Origin of the sequence: Rhodopseudomonas palustris, assembly GCF_003591005.1 — a bacterium.
In the GTDB taxonomy this organism is placed as follows: Bacteria; Pseudomonadota; Alphaproteobacteria; order Rhizobiales; family Xanthobacteraceae; genus Rhodopseudomonas; species Rhodopseudomonas palustris_K.
Genome location: NZ_QYYD01000006.1, coordinates 40,020 through 58,237, shown reverse-complemented (window position 1 = coordinate 58,237; position 18,218 = coordinate 40,020). Strand labels below are relative to the sequence as shown.

17 protein-coding genes are annotated in these 18,218 nt (G+C 66.7%); all 17 read right to left on the bottom strand.

Annotated elements, in window-relative coordinates:
• Positions 1 to 25: 25 nt before the first annotated feature.
• The 17 genes from D4Q52_RS07470 to leuS all read right to left on the bottom strand — a co-directional run bounded on the left by D4Q52_RS07470 (position 26) and on the right by leuS (position 18,086).
• Positions 26 to 445, bottom strand: a complete 420-nt coding sequence (locus D4Q52_RS07470; RefSeq protein ID WP_119855925.1) for a helix-turn-helix domain-containing protein — start codon at positions 443 to 445, stop codon at positions 26 to 28.
• Positions 446 to 632: 187 nt separating this feature from the next.
• Complete coding sequence (gene lnt / locus D4Q52_RS07465) at positions 633 to 2,237, bottom strand: apolipoprotein N-acyltransferase (protein WP_119855924.1); 1,605 nt, start codon at positions 2,235 to 2,237, stop codon at positions 633 to 635.
• A gap of 16 nt (positions 2,238 to 2,253) precedes the next feature.
• Complete coding sequence (locus D4Q52_RS07460) at positions 2,254 to 3,384, bottom strand: hemolysin family protein (RefSeq protein WP_119855923.1); 1,131 nt, start codon at positions 3,382 to 3,384, stop codon at positions 2,254 to 2,256.
• A 1-nt stretch (position 3,385) separates the two neighbouring features.
• On the bottom strand, positions 3,386 to 3,892 hold the full coding sequence (ybeY, locus tag D4Q52_RS07455; protein ID WP_182915263.1) for an rRNA maturation RNase YbeY: 507 nt from the start codon (positions 3,890 to 3,892) through the stop codon (positions 3,386 to 3,388).
• 65 nt (positions 3,893 to 3,957) lie between these two features.
• Complete coding sequence (locus tag D4Q52_RS07450) at positions 3,958 to 5,010, bottom strand: PhoH family protein (RefSeq protein WP_119855921.1); 1,053 nt, start codon at positions 5,008 to 5,010, stop codon at positions 3,958 to 3,960.
• 5 nt (positions 5,011 to 5,015) lie between these two features.
• Positions 5,016 to 6,422 carry a tRNA (N6-isopentenyl adenosine(37)-C2)-methylthiotransferase MiaB gene (gene miaB / locus D4Q52_RS07445; protein ID WP_119855920.1) on the bottom strand — a complete coding sequence of 469 codons (1,407 nt, stop codon included), beginning with the start codon at positions 6,420 to 6,422 and terminating at the stop codon, positions 5,016 to 5,018.
• A gap of 100 nt (positions 6,423 to 6,522) precedes the next feature.
• A complete protein-coding gene (locus D4Q52_RS07440; protein WP_119855919.1) occupies positions 6,523 to 7,173 on the bottom strand; it encodes an HAD family hydrolase in 651 nt (216 codons plus the stop codon).
• Positions 7,174 to 7,431: 258 nt separating this feature from the next.
• Complete coding sequence (locus tag D4Q52_RS07435) at positions 7,432 to 7,863, bottom strand: Fur family transcriptional regulator (protein WP_119855918.1); 432 nt, start codon at positions 7,861 to 7,863, stop codon at positions 7,432 to 7,434.
• A 59-nt stretch (positions 7,864 to 7,922) separates the two neighbouring features.
• Positions 7,923 to 8,408 carry a ribosomal protein S18-alanine N-acetyltransferase gene (gene rimI / locus D4Q52_RS07430; protein ID WP_119856046.1) on the bottom strand — a complete coding sequence of 162 codons (486 nt, stop codon included), beginning with the start codon at positions 8,406 to 8,408 and terminating at the stop codon, positions 7,923 to 7,925.
• 88 nt (positions 8,409 to 8,496) lie between these two features.
• Positions 8,497 to 9,192: a tRNA (adenosine(37)-N6)-threonylcarbamoyltransferase complex dimerization subunit type 1 TsaB gene (gene tsaB, locus D4Q52_RS07425; protein ID WP_119855917.1), complete on the bottom strand. Its 696-nt coding sequence runs from the start codon at positions 9,190 to 9,192 to the stop codon at positions 8,497 to 8,499.
• 280 nt (positions 9,193 to 9,472) lie between these two features.
• Positions 9,473 to 10,036, bottom strand: coding sequence for a NifU family protein (locus D4Q52_RS07420; protein WP_119855916.1), 564 nt, complete (start codon positions 10,034 to 10,036; stop codon positions 9,473 to 9,475).
• Between the two features lie 173 nt (positions 10,037 to 10,209).
• Complete coding sequence (locus tag D4Q52_RS07415) at positions 10,210 to 10,704, bottom strand: universal stress protein (RefSeq protein ID WP_119855915.1); 495 nt, start codon at positions 10,702 to 10,704, stop codon at positions 10,210 to 10,212.
• 235 nt (positions 10,705 to 10,939) lie between these two features.
• Positions 10,940 to 11,989, bottom strand: a complete 1,050-nt coding sequence (trpS, locus tag D4Q52_RS07410) for a tryptophan--tRNA ligase (RefSeq protein ID WP_119855914.1) — start codon at positions 11,987 to 11,989, stop codon at positions 10,940 to 10,942.
• A gap of 77 nt (positions 11,990 to 12,066) precedes the next feature.
• Entirely contained in the window at positions 12,067 to 13,623 is a 1,557-nt protein-coding gene (gene murJ, locus D4Q52_RS07405) for a murein biosynthesis integral membrane protein MurJ (protein WP_119855913.1), read from the bottom strand.
• Between the two features lie 229 nt (positions 13,624 to 13,852).
• On the bottom strand, positions 13,853 to 14,881 hold the full coding sequence (holA, locus tag D4Q52_RS07400) for a DNA polymerase III subunit delta (protein WP_119855912.1): 1,029 nt from the start codon (positions 14,879 to 14,881) through the stop codon (positions 13,853 to 13,855).
• Positions 14,882 to 14,914: 33 nt separating this feature from the next.
• The gene (lptE, locus tag D4Q52_RS07395; RefSeq protein WP_119855911.1) at positions 14,915 to 15,475 is read right to left on the bottom strand and encodes an LPS assembly lipoprotein LptE; all 561 of its coding nucleotides are present in this window, start codon (positions 15,473 to 15,475) and stop codon (positions 14,915 to 14,917) included.
• Positions 15,462 to 18,086: a leucine--tRNA ligase gene (gene leuS, locus D4Q52_RS07390; protein WP_119855910.1), complete on the bottom strand. Its 2,625-nt coding sequence runs from the start codon at positions 18,084 to 18,086 to the stop codon at positions 15,462 to 15,464. The genes lptE and leuS overlap by 14 nt, the downstream gene beginning before the upstream one ends.
• Positions 18,087 to 18,218 lie beyond the last annotated feature (132 nt).

Genomic DNA, 18,218 nt, shown 5'->3' with positions numbered 1-18,218 from the left:
CCGCGGCGTGGACTCATCGGCGAATTCAGCGTGTTTCGTTCGGCTCACGTGCGGCGATCTGCTCGACAAGATCGACGATGCTGCGCCGGAGCTTGGCATCGGTGATCTTGGTAAAAGCGCGGGTCAACGCCAGGCCTTCGGACGTTGCGAGAAAGTCCGAAACATACGAAGGAGACGGCGCTTCGCTGAAACCTGTGCCGTTGGCCAGCCCACCACTGGGGCCGCCTTCAAACAGAAACGACACTGGCACTTGCAGAACTTCGGAGATCTGCTGGATGCGGCTGGCACCGACGCGGTTGGTGCCCTTCTCGTATTTCTGAACTTGCTGGAAAGTCAGGCCCAATGCTTCGCCGAGCTTTTCTTGGCTCATTCCGAGCATGATGCGCCGCATGCGCACACGGCTGCCGACATACTTGTCAACAGGATTGGGCGCTTTGGTCGACATCTCACTTACTCCTCAGGACACGTGCATGCGCAATAGAAGGCGATGCGGATTGGAATACGCCTGAAATATTGGAGACGTCAAATGTCTTAAAAAGCCGACGTTAATGAACAACGATACAGAAACGCAATAATAGACGTGCGTATTTTCTCCAGCCTAATCTCCGGTTGCGCCGCAGCTTTACGTACTATCACCGGGCTGCGAAACGCCTTCGCAGAAGTACAAGCATCATCGACAACGCAACCAACACAGCCGCAGGAAGCTCTCCGACGCGAGCGTAGATGGTCGGCGAGATAGCTGCGGGGAGTGCCGAGTCGAGAACACCTTCGACACCGAGCCCGAGCTGTGCGACGACGCGCCCGACCGGATCGATGACCGCAGAAACCCCCGTGTTTGCTGCACGCACCATCGGCAAGCCTTGCTCGACGGAGCGCATCCGCGCCTGCTGCAGGTGCTGATAGGGACCGGTCGAATCGCCGAACCAACCGTCGTTGGTGAGATTCAACATCCAGCCCGGACGCCGTCCGCGAATGTCGATTTCATCGGGAAATATCGCCTCGTAACAAATCAGCGGCAGTAGCGGCGGCGCGTTCGGCAACTCCATGTTGTGGCGCGCCGTGCCGGTGAGGAAGCCGCCCTGCACCTTGGTGAGCTGCACGAAGCCGATCTTCTCCATCCAATTCTGGTACGGCAAAAATTCCCCGAATGGCACCAGATGCAACTTGTCGTAGACGGACAGCAATGAGCCGTCGTGATCGATCGCGTAGATCGAATTGTACGCTCTGGTAATGCGGCGTCCGGGCGGCATCTCGGGCGGCCGAACTGCCCCGGTCAGCAGGATGGTGCCCTTGGGCAACAGTTCGGCGATTTGCGCCAGCGCGTCGGGCTCGCGCGCCAGGAAGAATGGGAACGCCGATTCCGGCCAGATCAGCAGCGTGGCGTCGCGCACGCCTGTGGCATTCGGTCCGGTCGCGCGATCCGACAGGCTGAGGTATTTCAGCATCACGTCGGCTTTGGCCGCGTAATTGAAGCGCTGGTCCTGCTGCAGATTGGGCTGCATGATCCGGAGCCGCACGCCGTCGACCAGCTGGGTGGGATGGCTCTGCAGCCGCACCGAGCCAAATACCGCCATGACGATGAGCACGCTGAGCGCTGCTACCGGCGCCAGCCAGCGCCGCTTGGTATCGGCCGTATCGTCGAACAGCGCCACCGGGCTGGCGAACACCGCCACCGCCACGAAGGTCAGGCCCCAGATGCCGATCAGCGACAGGCTCTGCGCCAGCGCCAACGGCTCGGTGAGCGCGTAGCCGAACGCGTTCCATGGGAAGCCGGTGAGGATGTGGCCGCGCAGCCATTCGGCGATGGTCAGCGAGCCAGCCAGCGCGACCACCCGCCAGGCGCCGCGCACCCATAGCAGACGCGCCAGCGCAAAGCCGAGCGCGGTGAACAGCGCCAGATAGGCCGGCAGGCCGCAGATCGCGAAAGGCAGCAGCCAGGCGAAGGTGTCGGCGTCGACCAGGAACGCGTAACCGATCCAGTACAGCCCCGGGACGAAGTAACCGAAGCCGAACCACCAGCCGGCGACCGCCGCCGCCGGAACGCCGCGCCGTTTGCCGGCGGCAGCGCCGTCGATCAGCCACACCGCCACCGGGAAGGTGACGAACAGGATCGGCCAGGCGTTGAACGGCGCCATTGCCAGCGACGACAGCGCGCCGGCCAGCAGCGCGATCGCGGCGCGCTTCCAGCCCCACGCGAGAATGACGCTGGAAGCAGCGCGGCTCAGCAGCTTTGGCATGTCGGGATGTGCTCGCTCACTCGCTGGGCGGCGGAGGATTGGGATTGTTCGTCTCGGCAGGCGGTTGGGTAGCGGCGTCGGCGGCCGGCTCGCGGCGCCGGGTCTCGCGCGGGCGCGGCGCCGGACGCTCCTTGCGGATTCCGATGCGCAGCCGCTTGACGCGGCGCGGATCGGCATCGAGCACTTCGATCTCGTAAGGTCCCGGCCCCGAGATCACTTCGCCGCGCACCGGCAGCCGGCCGACGTGATTGACCAGATAGCCGCCGAGCGTCTCGACATCCTCGCCGGCCTCCCCGGGCACGAAGCCGTCGCCGATCATCGCGCGGGCGTCTTCGAGGCTGGTGCGGGCGTCGGCGATGAACGAGCCGTCGGCCTGTTTGACGATCGACGGCGGCACCGCGCTGTCGTGCTCGTCGTCGATCTCGCCGACGATCAGTTCGACGATATCCTCGATCGACACCAGCCCGTCGGTGCCGCCATATTCGTCGACCACCAAGGCCAGATGGGTGCGCGCCGCCTGCATCTGCGCCAACAGATCGATCGCCCGCATCGACGGCGGCACATATAGCAGCTTGCGGATGATGCCGGTTTCGGTCAGCGGCATCTTCAAATCGATCAGCTTGAGATCGAGCCCGGCCGGCAGCGGCTTCTTGCGCTTGGCTACCGCCTCCGGCTTGACCTTGGCGTTCGCCGTCATGAACGCGACGAGGTCGCGGATGTGCACGAGGCCGACCGGATCGTCGAGCGTCTCGTTGTAGACGACCAGGCGCGAATGCGCGGCGCCCTGAAACAGGCTCATCAGTTCGCCGAGCGGGATGTCCTGCTTGATGGCGACGATGTCGGCGCGGTGGACCATGACGTCGGCGATGCGGCGCTCGTGCAGCCCGAGAATGTTGCGCAACATGGTGCGCTCGAGCGTCGAGAAGCCGGTGTCGTCGGGCGGGCTGGTATCGAGCACGACCTGCAGATCGTCGCGTACCGAGCCCGGCTTCCAGCCGAACAGCGAGCGGATGGCGCGAACCAGCCAGGCAGCGCCGGTCGGCCGCAGGACTTCGCCCTGGTGCACCACTGCGGGCAGCTGCTGCCCGGATCCGGGATCGTGCTCCGATGCCTGCGCGAGACTACGCGTACTGTCGCCGTCCGGCATGTCAGCTCACCCGATCCTGATCGGCATAGGGATCCGGAATGCCGAGCCCGGCCAGGATGCTGCGCTCGGCGCCCTCCATCGTCTCGGCCTCGGCGTCGGTCTCGTGATCGTAGCCGATCAGATGCAGGAAGCCGTGCACCGCCAGATGGCTGAGATGATGCTCGAACGGCTTGCCGTCCTGATCGGCTTCGCGCCGCACGGTCTGGTACGCGATCGCGATATCGCCGAGCAGCCGCGGCGCGCCGTCGTCATCCTGATAGTCCGCCTCCGGCGCCGGAAACGACAGCACATTGGTGGGCTTGTCGAAGCCGCGATAGGAGGCGTTGAGCGTCTGGATGCCGTCGTCGTCGGTCAGCATCACGGCGAGCTCGGCGCCGCCGGTGTCGCTGTCGACGGCCTCGGCGGCAGCTTCGATCGCGCGCAGCACGATCGCTTCGGCAGAAGGTTCGGTCTGCCAGCACGCGGCGGCGATCACCACTTCGGTCGCGGGGTTGCTTGAACTACTCATCGTCGTCAAAATATCGCTCGGAGCCGTCCCGATGCAATCGGCACGGCCCGCGGTGGGATGTGGCATCACTTCGCGCCGCCGGCCTTCGGCGGAGCCCCCTCATAGGCGGCGACGATTCGCGCCACCAATTCGTGCCGGATGACGTCCTCGGCGGTGAAATTGACCTGGGCGATGCCTTCGACGCCGGACAACAGCCGCACCGCTTCCGACAGACCCGATGTCGCGCCGTTGGGCAGATCGACCTGGCTCGGATCGCCGGTGACGATCATTCGCGAATTCTCGCCGAGACGGGTCAGAAACATCTTCATCTGCATCGAGGTAGTGTTCTGCGCCTCGTCCAGAATGATCGCCGCGTTGGTCAGCGTGCGGCCGCGCATGAACGCCAGCGGCGCGATCTCGATCTCGCCCGACTGCATCGCGCGCTCGACGATCCGCGCATCCATCAGGTCGTAGAGCGCGTCGTAGATCGGCCTCAAGTAAGGATCGACCTTCTCGCGCAGATCACCCGGCAGGAAGCCGAGCCGCTCGCCGGCTTCGACCGCGGGGCGCGTCAGGATGATCTTGTCGACCTCCTTGCGCTCGAACAGCTGCGCGGCGTGCGCCACCGCCAGCCAGGTCTTGCCGGTGCCGGCCGGGCCGATGCCGAACACCAGCTCGTGGCGCTTCAGCGCGCGGATGTAGGAATCCTGCGCGGCGGTCCGCGCCCGCACCAGCCGCTTGCGCAGATTGACGGCCTCGAACGCGCCCGACGCCGGCTTGGCGTCGAACTCGAACAGCGAGCCCTGTGCGATCACCGCGCGGATCGCACCGTCGACATCGCCCTGGCTGAGATCGCCGCCCGACATCGCCTGGGCGTACAGCGCTTCCAGCACCCGCCGGGCGGAGTCGCAGCCTTCGCGCGAGCCCGAGATGGTGATGTGGTTGCCGCGCGAATCCACCTCGACGGCGAGCCTGCGCTCGATCCGCGCGAGGTTCTGGCCGTAGGGGCCGACCAGCGCGGAGGCGGCGCGATTGTCGTCAAAGGCGACGACCACTTGGGTCTCGGGCTGGGACAAAGGTTCGCGATCGAGCTTGCGGCGGGAAATCAGCGAGGACGAATCCGATACGCTTTTTGCCAAGGGGCTCAGGCTCCAGTGGCGGCCAGAGGACGCGCATGCTGCGGCGGCGTGGCCGCCAGTTCGCCGAGCAGGCTGTAGCGCTCGAGACTGTCGATCCGGACCGGCAGCACCTGCCCGACGAGCGCGTCGGGGGACATGCCGGGACCGGGAAAGACATGAGCCGGCTGCAGATAGGCGGTGCGGCCGACGAGCTGGCCCGGCTTGCGGCCGGCACGCTCGAACAGCACGTCCACGGTCCGGCCGATCGCCGCCTTGTTGAAGGCCGATTGCTGAGCGTCGATCAATTGCTGGAGCCGCTCCAAGCGTTCGTCCATCACCGCTGCAGGCACCATTTCCGGCATCTCCGCCGCGGGCGTGCCGGGCCGCGGCGAGTATTTGAACGAGTAGGCGCCAGCGTAGCCGATTTGTGTGACCAGCGCGAGAGTGGCGGCGAAATCCACATCTGTCTCGCCCGGGAACCCGACGATGAAGTCCGACGAGAACGCGATCTGCGGCTGCACCGCCCGGAACCTGTCGATGACCCGGCGATAATCCGCCGCTGAATGCTTGCGGTTCATCGCCGCCAGGATGCGGTCGGAGCCGGACTGCACCGGCAGATGCACGAACGGCATCAACGCCGGCAGATCGCGGTGCGCGGCGATCAGATCGTCGTCGACGTCGTTGGGATGGCTGGTGGAATAGCGCAGCCGGACGATGCCCGGCACCGCGGCGAGCCGCTGCAGCAGCCGACCGAGCGTCCAGGCGCGGCCGTCCGGACCGTCGCCGTGATAGGCGTTGACGTTCTGGCCGATCAGGGTGATTTCGCGCACCCCGTTGTCGGCGAGCCGCTCGACATCGGCGATGATCGCCGCGACCGGCCGCGACACTTCGGCGCCACGCGTATACGGCACCACGCAGAAGGCGCAGAACTTGTCGCAGCCTTCCTGCACGGTGACGAAGGCGGAGATGCCGCGGGCGCGGATCGTCTCAGGCCGCGGCTGCGGCAGGAAGCCGAACTTGTCCTCGACTGGAAACTCCGTCTCCAGCGCCCGGCCCTGCGCGTCGGCGCGGGCCAAAAGTTCGGGCAAATGGTGATAGCTCTGCGGCCCGACCACGACGTCGACCACCGGCGCACGGCGGACGATCTCCTCGCCCTCGGCCTGCGCGACGCAGCCCGCCACCGCGATCTGCATCCTGCGGCCACTCTGCGCCGCCTCGTCGCGCGCCAGCCGCAGCCGGCCGAGCTCGGAATAGACCTTCTCGGACGCTTTTTCGCGGATGTGGCAGGTGTTGAGGATCACCAGATCGGCGTCGTCCACGCTGGCGGTCTCGACAAAGCCCTGCGGCGTCAGCACGTCGACCATGCGCTGGGCATCGTAGACGTTCATCTGACAGCCATAGGACTTGATGTGCAGCTTGCGCGGCGGGGCCATGACAACCGAGGTTTCCGAGGGAAAGGAGCCCTGCCATACAGGGCAAACCGGGCGAAATCCAGTCAGGCCCAGCTGAGCGGCTCATCCCGTGGCGGTTTCCTCAAATGAACTCAGGCAGTTGGCGCATGTCGGCGAAGGTCGCCGAAGCCCCGGCGGCGGATAGCCGCTCGGCCATGCCGGGCACGAAATGGCTGCCGCCGACGAAGCCGAGCGCCCGCATCCCGGCGGCCCGCGCCCCCAGGATGCCCGGCACGCTGTCCTCGATCACGACGCATCGCTGCGGCGCGACCCCCATTTGCTTCGCCGCGTAGAGAAACAGATCGGGCGCCGGCTTGCCGTTGTTGACCTGCTCGGCGGAGAACGTATGCGGCCCGAACCGCGCCGTGAGACCGGTGCGCGCGAGCGCGAACGCGATGCGCTTCAGCGTGCCGCTGGAGGCAACGCAGACCGGCTGCGTGATCGTGTCCAGCGCCTGGTCGACAAACGGGATCGGCGTCAGCTCCTCGGCGAAGCTGCGCAGCACGTCGGCGACCAGTTGTTCTTCAAGCGCATCGTCGAAGGCGCGGCCAAGCTCGGCCTCGATTTCGCGCCGCGCCTCGCGGCCGGAGCGGCCGAGGAAACGCTCGGCGACCTGTTCGGTGGTGATCGGATAGCCGTGCCGCGTCAGCGTCTCGGCATGCACCCGGCAGGAAATCACCTCGCTGTCGACCAGCACCCCGTCGCAGTCGAAGATCACGAGATCGCAGCTCATGCGGAGGCAGCTCTGACGGCTCGCGATGATCGCGGTTCGAAAGAGGTCAACCTCATCAGAACCGGGCTGCAGGGAGGACGAAAAACATCAGGCACCAACTCTCCCCACGTCATGCCCGGGCTCGTCCCGGGCATCCACGCCTTGCTGACTGAGACGCTGAAAAGGCGTGGATGGCCGGGACAAGCCCGGCCATGACGAAGTGGATGAGTGCGCGGCCAAAATCAAGCGCCGACGAAGCTGCTAAGCGAGGCTGCCCGCTCAGCCTTTATCTTCGTCGAGCGGCACGCAGTACAGTTCGAGGCGGTGGTCGACCAGCTTGTAGCCGAGCTTGCGGGCGATCTCGGCCTGCAGCTTCTCGATCTCCTCGTTGGTGAACTCGATCACCTTGCCGTCGCGCAGGTTGATCAGGTGATCGTGATGGCTGTCGCGCATCTGCTCGTAGCGGGCGCGGCCTTCGCGGAAATCGTGCCGCTCGATGATGCCGGCGTCCTCGAACAGCTTGACGGTGCGGTACACCGTCGAGATCGAGATCTTGTCGTCGACCGCGACGCAGCGGGTGTACAGCTCCTCGACGTCGGGATGATCGACCGACTCGGCGAGCACCCGCGCGATCACGCGACGCTGTTCCGTCATGCGCATACCGGTGGCAGCGCAGCGGGCTTCGATTTCAGTGGCCTTCACATCGGACATCGGCGTCAACGCAGTGTTTGAATGGGTTCAGCGATGAGCCTTGTGCCATCGCGCGGAAACTAGGACAAGTCGCGACGCATCATCAATGCGTTCAATTGGTCGCCATCGGGCTGTCGGTAGTAGCGCTCGCGGCGGCCGACGATCGTGAACCCGGCACGCTGGTACAAGCGGCGCGCCGGCTGATTGTTCTCCTCGACTTCGAGGAAGACTTTGGCGACACCGCGGCCGGCAAGGTGGCCCAGATGCGTCAGTAACAACTCTCGCGACAACCCTCGCCCGCGGTAACTCGACGCCACTGCGACCGACAGGATCTCGGCTTCGTCGGCGCCGAATCGCGACGCGATGAAACCGATGATCTTCCGACCCATACGCAAGCGATGGATCAAGGTGTTGCGCTGGCTCAAAAGATCGGCGAATTCCTCCTCGCTCCAGCCGCTGTGAAACGAGGCGCCATGCAGCTGCGCCAACTTGGCGGCGTCCCGCAGCGAGGCAGGCTCGACCACCGCGTCCGCATAGCCCCAGATTTCGGCGAGCCAAGTCATCATCAGCAAGTCATCATCACCAAGTCATCATCAGCAGATCGTTGCGGGCAGCTCGATCACTCGACGCCGGCAGCGTCGGGTGTATTTCGGATCAGGCCGCCGGCTGCGCGGCGCGGGCCAGCGCGTCGGCTTGCGGCTTGGCATCGGGCGCGCGCAGATAGAACGGCCGCGCCGGCGCGACCTCCGGGTTCGCTGCCGCACCGAGCCAGGCGATCCAGAAGATGTCCGGCGCGGGCTGCTGATCGATCAGCGGCGCCGGCGGCGTCAGCGCCGGCCAGCGTGCGGCGAGCAGCGCCGCCGCATTGCCGACGAGGCGCGGCGGCCCCTGCCGCGCGGCTTCCAGCGCCTCTGCAATCGGCCCGACACGCGGCCGCACCAGCCGCGTGCCGTTGCCGCTGACGAGTTGGTAGTAGACGTGATCATGCCGTGCATCGATCGCCGACAAAATCGGCGTGTCGTCGCGTTCGCTCACCAGCGGCGCCGCATAGGCGGACAGCGTCGTCAGTCCGACCACAGGCTTGTCGGCCGCCAGCGCAATGCCCCGCGCCGCCGACAGGCCGACGCGCAGCCCAGTGAAACTACCAGGCCCGGTGGTGACGGCGATGCGGTCGAGTTCGGCGAAGCCGAGACCTGACGCCTGCATCACGCGCGCCAGCATCGGCACCAGCGCTTCGGCATGGCCGCGCTGCATCGGCTCGGACTCCGAGGCGAGCAGCCGGTTGGCGTCGGTGTCGAGCACTGCGGCCGAGCAGGCTTCGAGCGCCGTATCGATGGCGAGGATCAACATGCGGTGAACATATCAGCAATGCGACGGGCGCGTCATGTGCCTGCCGGACACGATCGACAAAGAATTGCTGACAGTTCGGCGGAGGCCCAGCGTGGCGCAACGCACCATAGTCGCGCCGCGGAAACCGGCTCCTCAGAGCCTGGCCGAATGCGCCCTTTGGATTGGGGGCAATTCCGTCGCCACGCGTCATGGCCGGGCTTGTCCCGGCCATGACGAAGCTTGTTAGCAGATCGAGCATTAGAAAGTGGCTGTGAACTCGGCCGAGTTCTGGGTCGAACTCTCAGTTGACCGGGCGGACCTCGGTCACTTCGGGGACGAAGTGCTTCAACAGATTTTGGATGCCGTGCTGCAGCGTGGCTGTGGAGGACGGGCAGCCCGAGCAGGCGCCCTTCATGGCCAGATAGACGATGCCGTCCTTGAAGCCGCGGAAGGTGATGTCGCCGCCATCATTGGCGACCGCGGGGCGGACGCGGGTCTCGATCAGATCCTTGATGATCTCGACCGTCTCAGCGTCGCCCTCGCCATAGAACTCGTCGTCCTCGCCGTCCCCATCCGACTGGCCATCGGCCAGGATCGGCGCGCCCGACATGTAGTGCTCCATGATGGCGCCGAGGATCGCCGGCTTGAGATGCTGCCAGTCGCCGCCGTCCTTGGTGACGGTGACGAAGTCCGAGCCGTAGAACACGCCGCTGACGCCCTCGACGCCGAACAGCCGCTCCGCCAGCGGCGAGCGCGCTGCCTGGCTGCGATCGGTGAATTCCATGGTGCCGCTGTCGAGCACGGTGCGGCCGGGAATGAACTTGAGGGTGGCGGGATTGGGTGTCGGTTCGGTCTGGATGAACATGCAACTCTCCGTCGTCGCCGGTTCAAGGCCGGCGCGTGGGAATGGTGGCCGCGCCAAAGGCTCGACCTTGCGTCGAGGGCGCTCTTATCCCTAGCAGATAGCCACCGGCAACGCACGGTTCAACCCGAGGGCTGCTCCGGAGGTCGGATGGGCGACTGAAACGATTGAAGTTTTCAGGCCAGCGCGTCGATGTCATCATCGCTGAGGCTGGACGCGACCATCACCACCGGAACCGGAAAGCTGCCGAGATGCCGGACCATCGCGGTGACGATCGGCCCCGGGCCCTCGGGGCCGTCGCTGGCCGCCAGGATCAGCCTGGTGATGTCGGCGTCCTCCTCGATCACGGCGCGGGCTTGGGCGATGGTATCGCCCTCGCGGATGACCCGCTCCGGGGTGATGCCGGAGACGCCGTTGGCGCGGCCGGAGGCGCGGTCCAGCGCCTGTTCGGCGATCTCGATCGCTTCGGCCCGCATGACGTCGGCGACGCCCAGCCATTGCTGATTCTGGTCGGGGATCTCGATCACCCGCAGCATCACCACCCCGCCGCCGACCCGCGCCGACCAGCGGCTGGCGTAGTACACGGCGCGATCCCACTCGGCGGTGTCGTCGACGATCACCAAGGATTTCGGCTGGTGGCCCGATTCGTAGCTGCGTCGCTGGCTGGTCATTGGTGTTCCCGAAGTTCCAAGCGCGCGCCCGCGCTACCGGGCGATGCTGACATGGCGGCAGCGGGAAGGACAAGGTGTCGCCCCAAGCACAGTCGTCATGCGCGGGCTTGACCCGCCTGCGGGGCCGAACGCCTCCGGCGCGGCGAAGGCCCGCGCATCCATCTTGGAAGAGTCGTTGCGAAGAGGATGGATGGCCGGGTCGAGCCCGGCCCTGACGGACCTTGCGGGAGGCGCCTCAGCCCTTCTTGCGCACCATGCCCATGATGTCCTTCACCGCCACCATGGTCTCGGCCGCGATCGCGCGGGCGCGGTCGCTGCCGTCGGCGAGGACGCTGTCGACATAAGCGTGGTCGGCCGACAGCCGCTTCATCTCGCCGGCGATCGGCGACAGCTTCTCGACTGCGAGATCGACCAGGTTCGACTTGAACGCCGAGAACTGCGCGCCGCCGAATTCGCCGAGCACCGCCGCCTTCGGCTTGCCCGACAGCGCCGCGTAGATGCCGACCAGGTTGTCGGCTTCGGGCCGCGGCTCCAGGCCCTTCTCTTCGGTAGGCAGCGGCTCCGGATCGGTCTTGGCCTTGCGGATCTTCTGCGCGATGGCCTCGGCATCGTCGGTGAGGTTGATGCGCGAGTAGTCCGACGGATCGGACTTCGACATCTTCTTGGTGCCGTCGCGCAGGCTCATCACCCGCGTCGCCGGGCCGGTGATCACTGGCTCGGGCAGCGGGAAGTACGCGTCGCCGAAACCCTGCGCGGCGATCGAGGCCGAGAAGTCGTTATTGAACTTCTGGGCGATGTCGCGGGTCAGCTCGACGTGCTGCTTCTGGTCTTCGCCGACCGGCACGTGGGTGGCGCGATACACCAGAATGTCGGCCGCCATCAGCACCGGATAGTCGTAGAGCCCGACCGAGACGTTCTCGCGATCCTTGCCGGCCTTCTCCTTGAACTGGGTCATGCGATTGAGCCAGCCGAGCCGCGCGATGCAGTTCAGCACCCAGGCCAGTTCGGAATGTTCCGCAACCTGGCTCTGGTTGAAGATGATCTGCTTCTTCGGATCGATGCCCGCCGCGATAAAGGCGGCCGTGACCTCGCGGATGTTCTTGCGCAGCTCGTCCGGTCCGCCCCATACCGTCACCGGCACCGTGATGGCGTGCAGATCGACCACGCAGTACACGCAATTATGCGTCTCCTGCATCTTCACGAAGTTGACGATCGCGCCAAGATAGTTGCCGAGATGCAGATTTCCGGTGGGCTGGATGCCGGAAAATACCCGTTGTGTGGTCATGGTCAGTTCCTGCGCGTGATCGGTCGGCGCGCGCCAGGTCGGACCGGCGCGGCGCGCCGTCCATTGGCACGCGCCGGCTAGCCGCGCAAGCCGCGCGGCGACCGCAGCGCCGTTCCCAGCGCGGCCGGACGCACCACCCCGAACAGCACCAGCAGGCCGCCATAGACGATCAGGCCGCCGCCGATCAGCACGCCGAGTGCGGCCGCCTGAGCCAGCGTGCCGGCGGGCGTCGCCCATGGCAGCGCGAAGCTGGCTTTGAGCATCAGCAACGCGCCCATCGCGCCTGCGGCCACCATGATCAGTACGACGCGGCGGCGCGCAGCGGCATCGATGCTGACGCCGAAGCGGCGCAGCCCCTGCCGCAGCAGCACCGCGGCGTTGCTCCAGCCGCCGAGCACGATCGCCGCCGCGACGCCGGCGGCGCCGAACAGCCGCCCCAGCAGCAGTGCCGCGGCCAGCGCGACGCCGAGTGCGATCAAGGTCGCGATCAGTGGCGTGCGCGTGTCCTCGCGGGCGTAGAACGCCGCCGACCAGGTCTTGGCCAGCACCTGCGCGGGAAGGCCGAGCGCCAGCAGGCCGAGCGCCAGCGCGGTCGCGGCGGTGTCCTCGGCGCCAAACGCGCCGTGCTGGAACAGCAGCCGGACGATCGGCTCGCGCAGCACGATCAGCCCGAGCGTCGCCGGCAGCGCCACGCCGAGCGCCAGTTCGAGCCCGCGCGACGTGGCTTCCGTTTGCGCGGCGTGGTCACCGCCGCGCACCGCGCGGGCCAGTTCCGGCACTAGCACCGCGCCCATCGCCACCCCGACGATGCCGAGCGGCAGCTCGATCAGCCGGTTGGCGAAGTACAGCCACGACACCGCGGAGGGGGTCGACGACGCCACGATGGGGCCAATCACGATCAGCAGCTGCGGCCCCGAACCCGCGATCATGCCGGGGATCGCCTTGGCGAAGAACGCCCGCATCGCGGTGTCGAACGACACCCGCAGCGGCACCGCCAGCTTCTCGCCGAGTCCGTTGAACGCCAGGATCGACAGTTGCAGCAGCCCGGCAATGCCGACGGTGGCGGACAGCAGCCACGCCGCCACGACGTCGTCGTCGCTGGCGAACAGCAGCACCGCGGTCACGACGATCAGCGCGGCGTTGAACAGCAGCGGCGAGAATGCTGTCAGCCCGACTTTGCCCTGCGCGTTGAACAGCCCCATCATCACCGCGACCGGGCCGGCGAACGCCAGATACGGCAGCATCAGCCGCGCATCGCGCACCGCCATGCCGAGCATCGGATGCCCGACGAAGCCGGGCGCCAGCAGCGCAATCAACAGCGGCATGAACACCCCGACCAGCAGCGCCAGCACCAGCGTCGCCAGCGCCATCGTGCCGAGCAGCCGCCCGGCGAACGCCGCCGCGGCCGCCGGCCCGTTGTGCTCGCGCACCCGCAGCCAAGCCGGCACCAGCGCGGCATTCAGCGCGCCTTCGGTCAGCAGCCGCCGTGTCACGTTGACGAGCTGGAACGCCAGCAAAAACGCATCCGCCACCGCCCCGGCGCCGAGCAGCGCCGCGATCAGCGCGTCGCGCACGAAGCCGAGCAGGCGAGACGACAGCGTACCAGCCGAGACCGTGAGCAGCGGGCGGATCATGCGACGCTTATAGCCTGTTTGCAGGCGTCGGAGCTGTTCTGCATTTGATAGACCCACCGCCGTCATCCTGAGGTGCCCGCTGTGCCGCGCTGTGCGCGGCGCTGGCGGCCTCGAAGGATGAGCCGCGAACACCTTGGCCGCATCCTTCGAGGCGCGCTACGCGCGCACCTCAGGATGACGGCTCCGCAGTTGAGGAGGCGTCGTCGCTTCGATCAATCATCGATCTAGTTTAACTCCGCCGCCGCGCGCTCACCGCGATCGACAGCAGGGTGCGCTGGGCGATGGCGGCGCCGAGGCCGGCTTGGCGGCGGGTGTCGAGCGATGCGACCGCGAGTTGCTCGATGATCTGCGCCAGACGCGCCGGCGACAGATTGCGCAGCGCGGCTTCGGACGCGGCCTTGCGGGAGAAATGCAGCCGCGGGAAGCCGCTGTCGAGCGCGGTGGCGGCCGGCGTGCCGGATTCGACCGTCAGGCTGGTCTTGTGCAGGAAGGCGGCATGGCGCTGCGCCGCCAGGATGATCTGGCCCGGATAGGTGCCGGCCACCATCGCCTTGGCGAACTCGGTTTCGACCAGCTGCGGCTTGCCCGAAAATGCCGCGTCGACGATGACGTCGAGCTTGAGATCGGAGGCGTCGGAGACGCAGGCCATGACGTCGTCGAGCGTGATCTCGCCGCGGCCGTGGGCATAGAGCGTGAGCTTGCGGACCTCGTTGCGCGACGCCTGGCGGTCGCCGCCGAGCAGCGTCATCAGCACCGCGCGGGCGTCGCGGCCGATCTGCAGATTGGCGGCCCGCAGCTCGTCGTCGATCAGCTTGGCGAGATCGGCCTCGGCATCTGGATAGCAGCCGATCGCCACCGCGCTCGCCGCCTTCTCGCAAGCCTTGCGCAGCGCGTTGTCGGGCTTGATGTCGCCGGCCTCGATGACGACGCGGCATTCCCTCGGCGGCGAGGCCGCCAGCGCTTCGACGCCGGCGACGAAACTGCGCGACCCGGCGCGGACGCGAATCGCCCGGCGGCCGCCGAACATCGGGATCGCCAGCGCCTCGTCGACCAGCCGCGACGGCTCGGCGGCGAGCTCGTCGCCGTCCAGCCGCACCAGGGCGAACGGGTCCTTGGGGTCGTCGAGCGCCGAGGCGATCAGCGCGTCGGCGCGTTCGCGCACCAGCCCGGAATCCGGGCCGTACAGCAGGATCAGCGGCCGGGCCGGATCGGGACGAGCCAGGAAAGCGGTGGCGTCTCTGCCGCGCAGCGCGACCATGGCAGTCTCACATCGGCGAGCGGCGCTGCCGGCTCACATGCCGGCGTAGAAGAACGACGCCAGCCGGGTGTTGATGTTTTCGGCGATTTCCTGCGCGGCGCGGTCCTCGGCGTCGCGGCCGGCGCGGGTCCGGGCGAAGCGCTGGGTCTGGCCCGGCACGTCGTATTCGACGCGCGAGAAGGTGTTGCCGGTCAGCACGACCTTGCCGGTGGCGATCTCGATCAGCCGGAAGTTGGCGTCGATGCCGTAGTTCTCGATGGTCGGCAGCGTGGTGTTGGGATCGACGATCAGTGACGACCGCGACGAGTTGATGTTCAGCGCCAGCGTATACAGCGGCGGCGCGCCGGTGGCGGCGCCGTACATCTTGAACATCAGCGCGTTGCGAATCTCGACACCGATTCGGGCGTTGCGCGAACTGTTTGGGACGTCGAGCGGCGGCACCTGCACGGCGGCGAGCTTGTCGCGCAGCGTCGGCGAGCCATCGCCGCGGTCCGCATACATCGGCTGGAAACAGGCCGCGAGCGGCAATGCCAGCACCGCCACCAGCGCCAGCCTGATCCCCATTCTCGCTCCAGCAGACCTAGCCGACGACATTCACGATCCTCTGCGGAACCACGATCACCTTGCGAACGGGCTTGCCGTCCAGGGCCTGTCTTACCGCATCAAGGGCCAAAACGGCAGCCTCAATTTCGGCGGTTGCGGCAGCCCGGGGCACCGTGACCTCGGCGCGCTTCTTGCCATTGACCTGCACCGGCAACGTGATGCTGTCCTCGACCAACAGATCGCGCTCGATCTGTGGCCAGGCGGCCTCGGACACCAGACCCGGCTGGGCCAGTACGGTCCAGCACTCTTCGGCCAGATGCGGCATCATCGGGTGGAACAGCTGCACCAGAATGACCGACGCTTCGCGAATCGCCCAAGCGAGATCCGGCGCCGGCGTGCCGGCCTTGGCCAGCACGTCGCCGAGGCCGTTGGAGAATTCGCGGATGTGGGCGAGGCTGACGTTGAAGGCCAGCCGCTCGATGCCGGACAACACCTTGTCGAGAGCGCCATGCGCCGCCTTGCGCACCGCCAGTGCCTCGGCGCCGAAGCTTTCTGGCTTGGTCGCCGGGGCCGCTTTGGCGATCTCCGCGGCGTCGTTGACCATCCGCCACAGCCGCTGCACGAAGCGCGAGGCGCCCTTGACGCCCTCCTCGCTCCAGATCACGTCGCGGTCCGGCGGCGAATCCGACAGCATGAACCAGCGCGCGGTATCGGCGCCGTAGCTGCCGATGATCTCGTCGGGATCGACGGTGTTGCGCTTCGACTTCGACATCTTCTCGATCGGGCCGATCTCGACCGGCGTGCCGCCATCGAGCAGCGTCGCCTTGCGCGTATCACCCTCGACCGTGATGGCGATCTCGGCCGGCGAGGCGAAGTGGCCGTCAGCGGTCCGGTAAGTCTCGTGCACCACCATGCCTTGCGTGAACATGCCCCGGAACGGCTCGTCGAGCCCGACGTGGCCGGTCGCCTTCATGGCCCGGGTGAAGAACCGGCTGTACAGCAGATGCAGAATCGCGTGCTCGACGCCGCCGATATACTGATCGACCGGCAGCATGCGATCCACCACCGGCCGCGTGGTCGGCGCGGTCTCGTTCCACGGATCGGTGAAGCGCGCGAAGTACCAGGACGAATCGACGAACGTATCCATGGTGTCGGTTTCGCGCTGCGCCTTGCCGCCGCATTGCGGGCAGGCGACGTGCTTCCAGGTCGGATGGTGATCGAGCGCGTTGCCGGGCTTGTCGAACGACACGTCCTCCGGCAGCTCGACCGGCAGATCCTTGTCGGGCACCGGCACGACGCCGCACACCTCGCAATGGATCACCGGGATCGGGCAACCCCAATAGCGCTGGCGCGAGATGCCCCAGTCGCGCAGCCGGAAGTTGACCTTACGCTCGGCGACCGGCGCACCGCCGAGCTGCGCCGTCTCCAGGCGCCTGGCGACTTCCTCCTTGGCGTCGGCGATGCTCATGCCGTCGAGGAAGCGCGAATTGATCATCCGGCCGTCGCCGTCATAGGCCTCGTCGGTGATGACAAAGCTGGCCGGGTCCTGGCCCTCGGGGCAGACCACCGGGGTGTTACCAAGCTGATATTTGTTGACGAAGTCGAGGTCGCGCTGGTCGTGCGCCGGGCAGCCGAAGATGGCGCCGGTGCCGTATTCCATCAGCACGAAATTCGCCACATAGACCGGAATCTGCCAGTTCGGATCGAACGGATGCACGGCGCGGATGCCGGTGTCGATGCCCTGCTTCTCGGCGGTGTCGATCTCGGCCTGCGCGGTGCCGCGCTTCTTGCAGTCCTCGACGAAGGCCGCGATCTTCGGGTCTTTCGCAGCCGCCGCCTGTGCCAGCGGATGATCCGCCGCGATCGCCATGAACTTGGCGCCGAACAGCGTGTCGGGCCGCGTCGTGAAGATCTTCAGCTCGGTCTCGCCGCCCGGCGTGGTCTTGGGATCAAGCGCGAAGCGGACCAGAAGCCCCTCGCTGCGGCCGATCCAGTTGCGCTGCATCAGCCGCACCTTGTCGGGCCAGCGGTCGAGCGTGTCCAGCGCGTCCAGCAGCTCCTGCGCGTATTTGGTGATTTTGAACACCCACTGGTTCATCTCGCGCAGCTCGACGACGGCGCCGGAGCGCCAGCCGCGGCCGTCGATCACCTGCTCGTTGGCCAGCACGGTCATGTCGACCGGATCCCAATTGAGCTTGCGGGTTTCCCGTTCGGCGAGACCCGCCTTCAGGAAATCCAGAAACATCTTCTGCTGATGCTTGTAGTAGCGCGGGTCGCAGGTCGCGAATTCGCGCGCCCAGTCGAGCGACAGCCCCATGGTCTGCAGCTGCTTCTTCATCGCCGCGATGTTGTCGTAGGTCCACGCCTTGGGGGCGACCTTGCGCTCGATCGCCGCGTTCTCGGCCGGCAGGCCGAACGCATCCCAGCCCATCGGATGCAGCACGTTGTAACCGCGCGCCCGCATCGTTCGCGCCACCACGTCGCCCATGGTGTAGTTGCGGACGTGACCCATATGGATCCGCCCGGACGGATATGGAAACATCTCCAGCACATAATACTTTGGACGCGGGTCGTCGTTCTGCGTGGCGAAAATCTTCGCCTCGTCCCACTTCGCCTGCCATTTCGGTTCGGATTCGCGGGCGTTGTAACGTTCGTTGCTCATGAAAGATCAGTCGGGCTGGAGTCGATCGGATGCCGGTTCGGGCGCTGCGGATGGAGCGCGGACGAGGTCGCAAACCGCTGCGGGGCTCTGGGACAATTCGCGCAAGGCGCGCGGACTAGGCCACGAAACCCG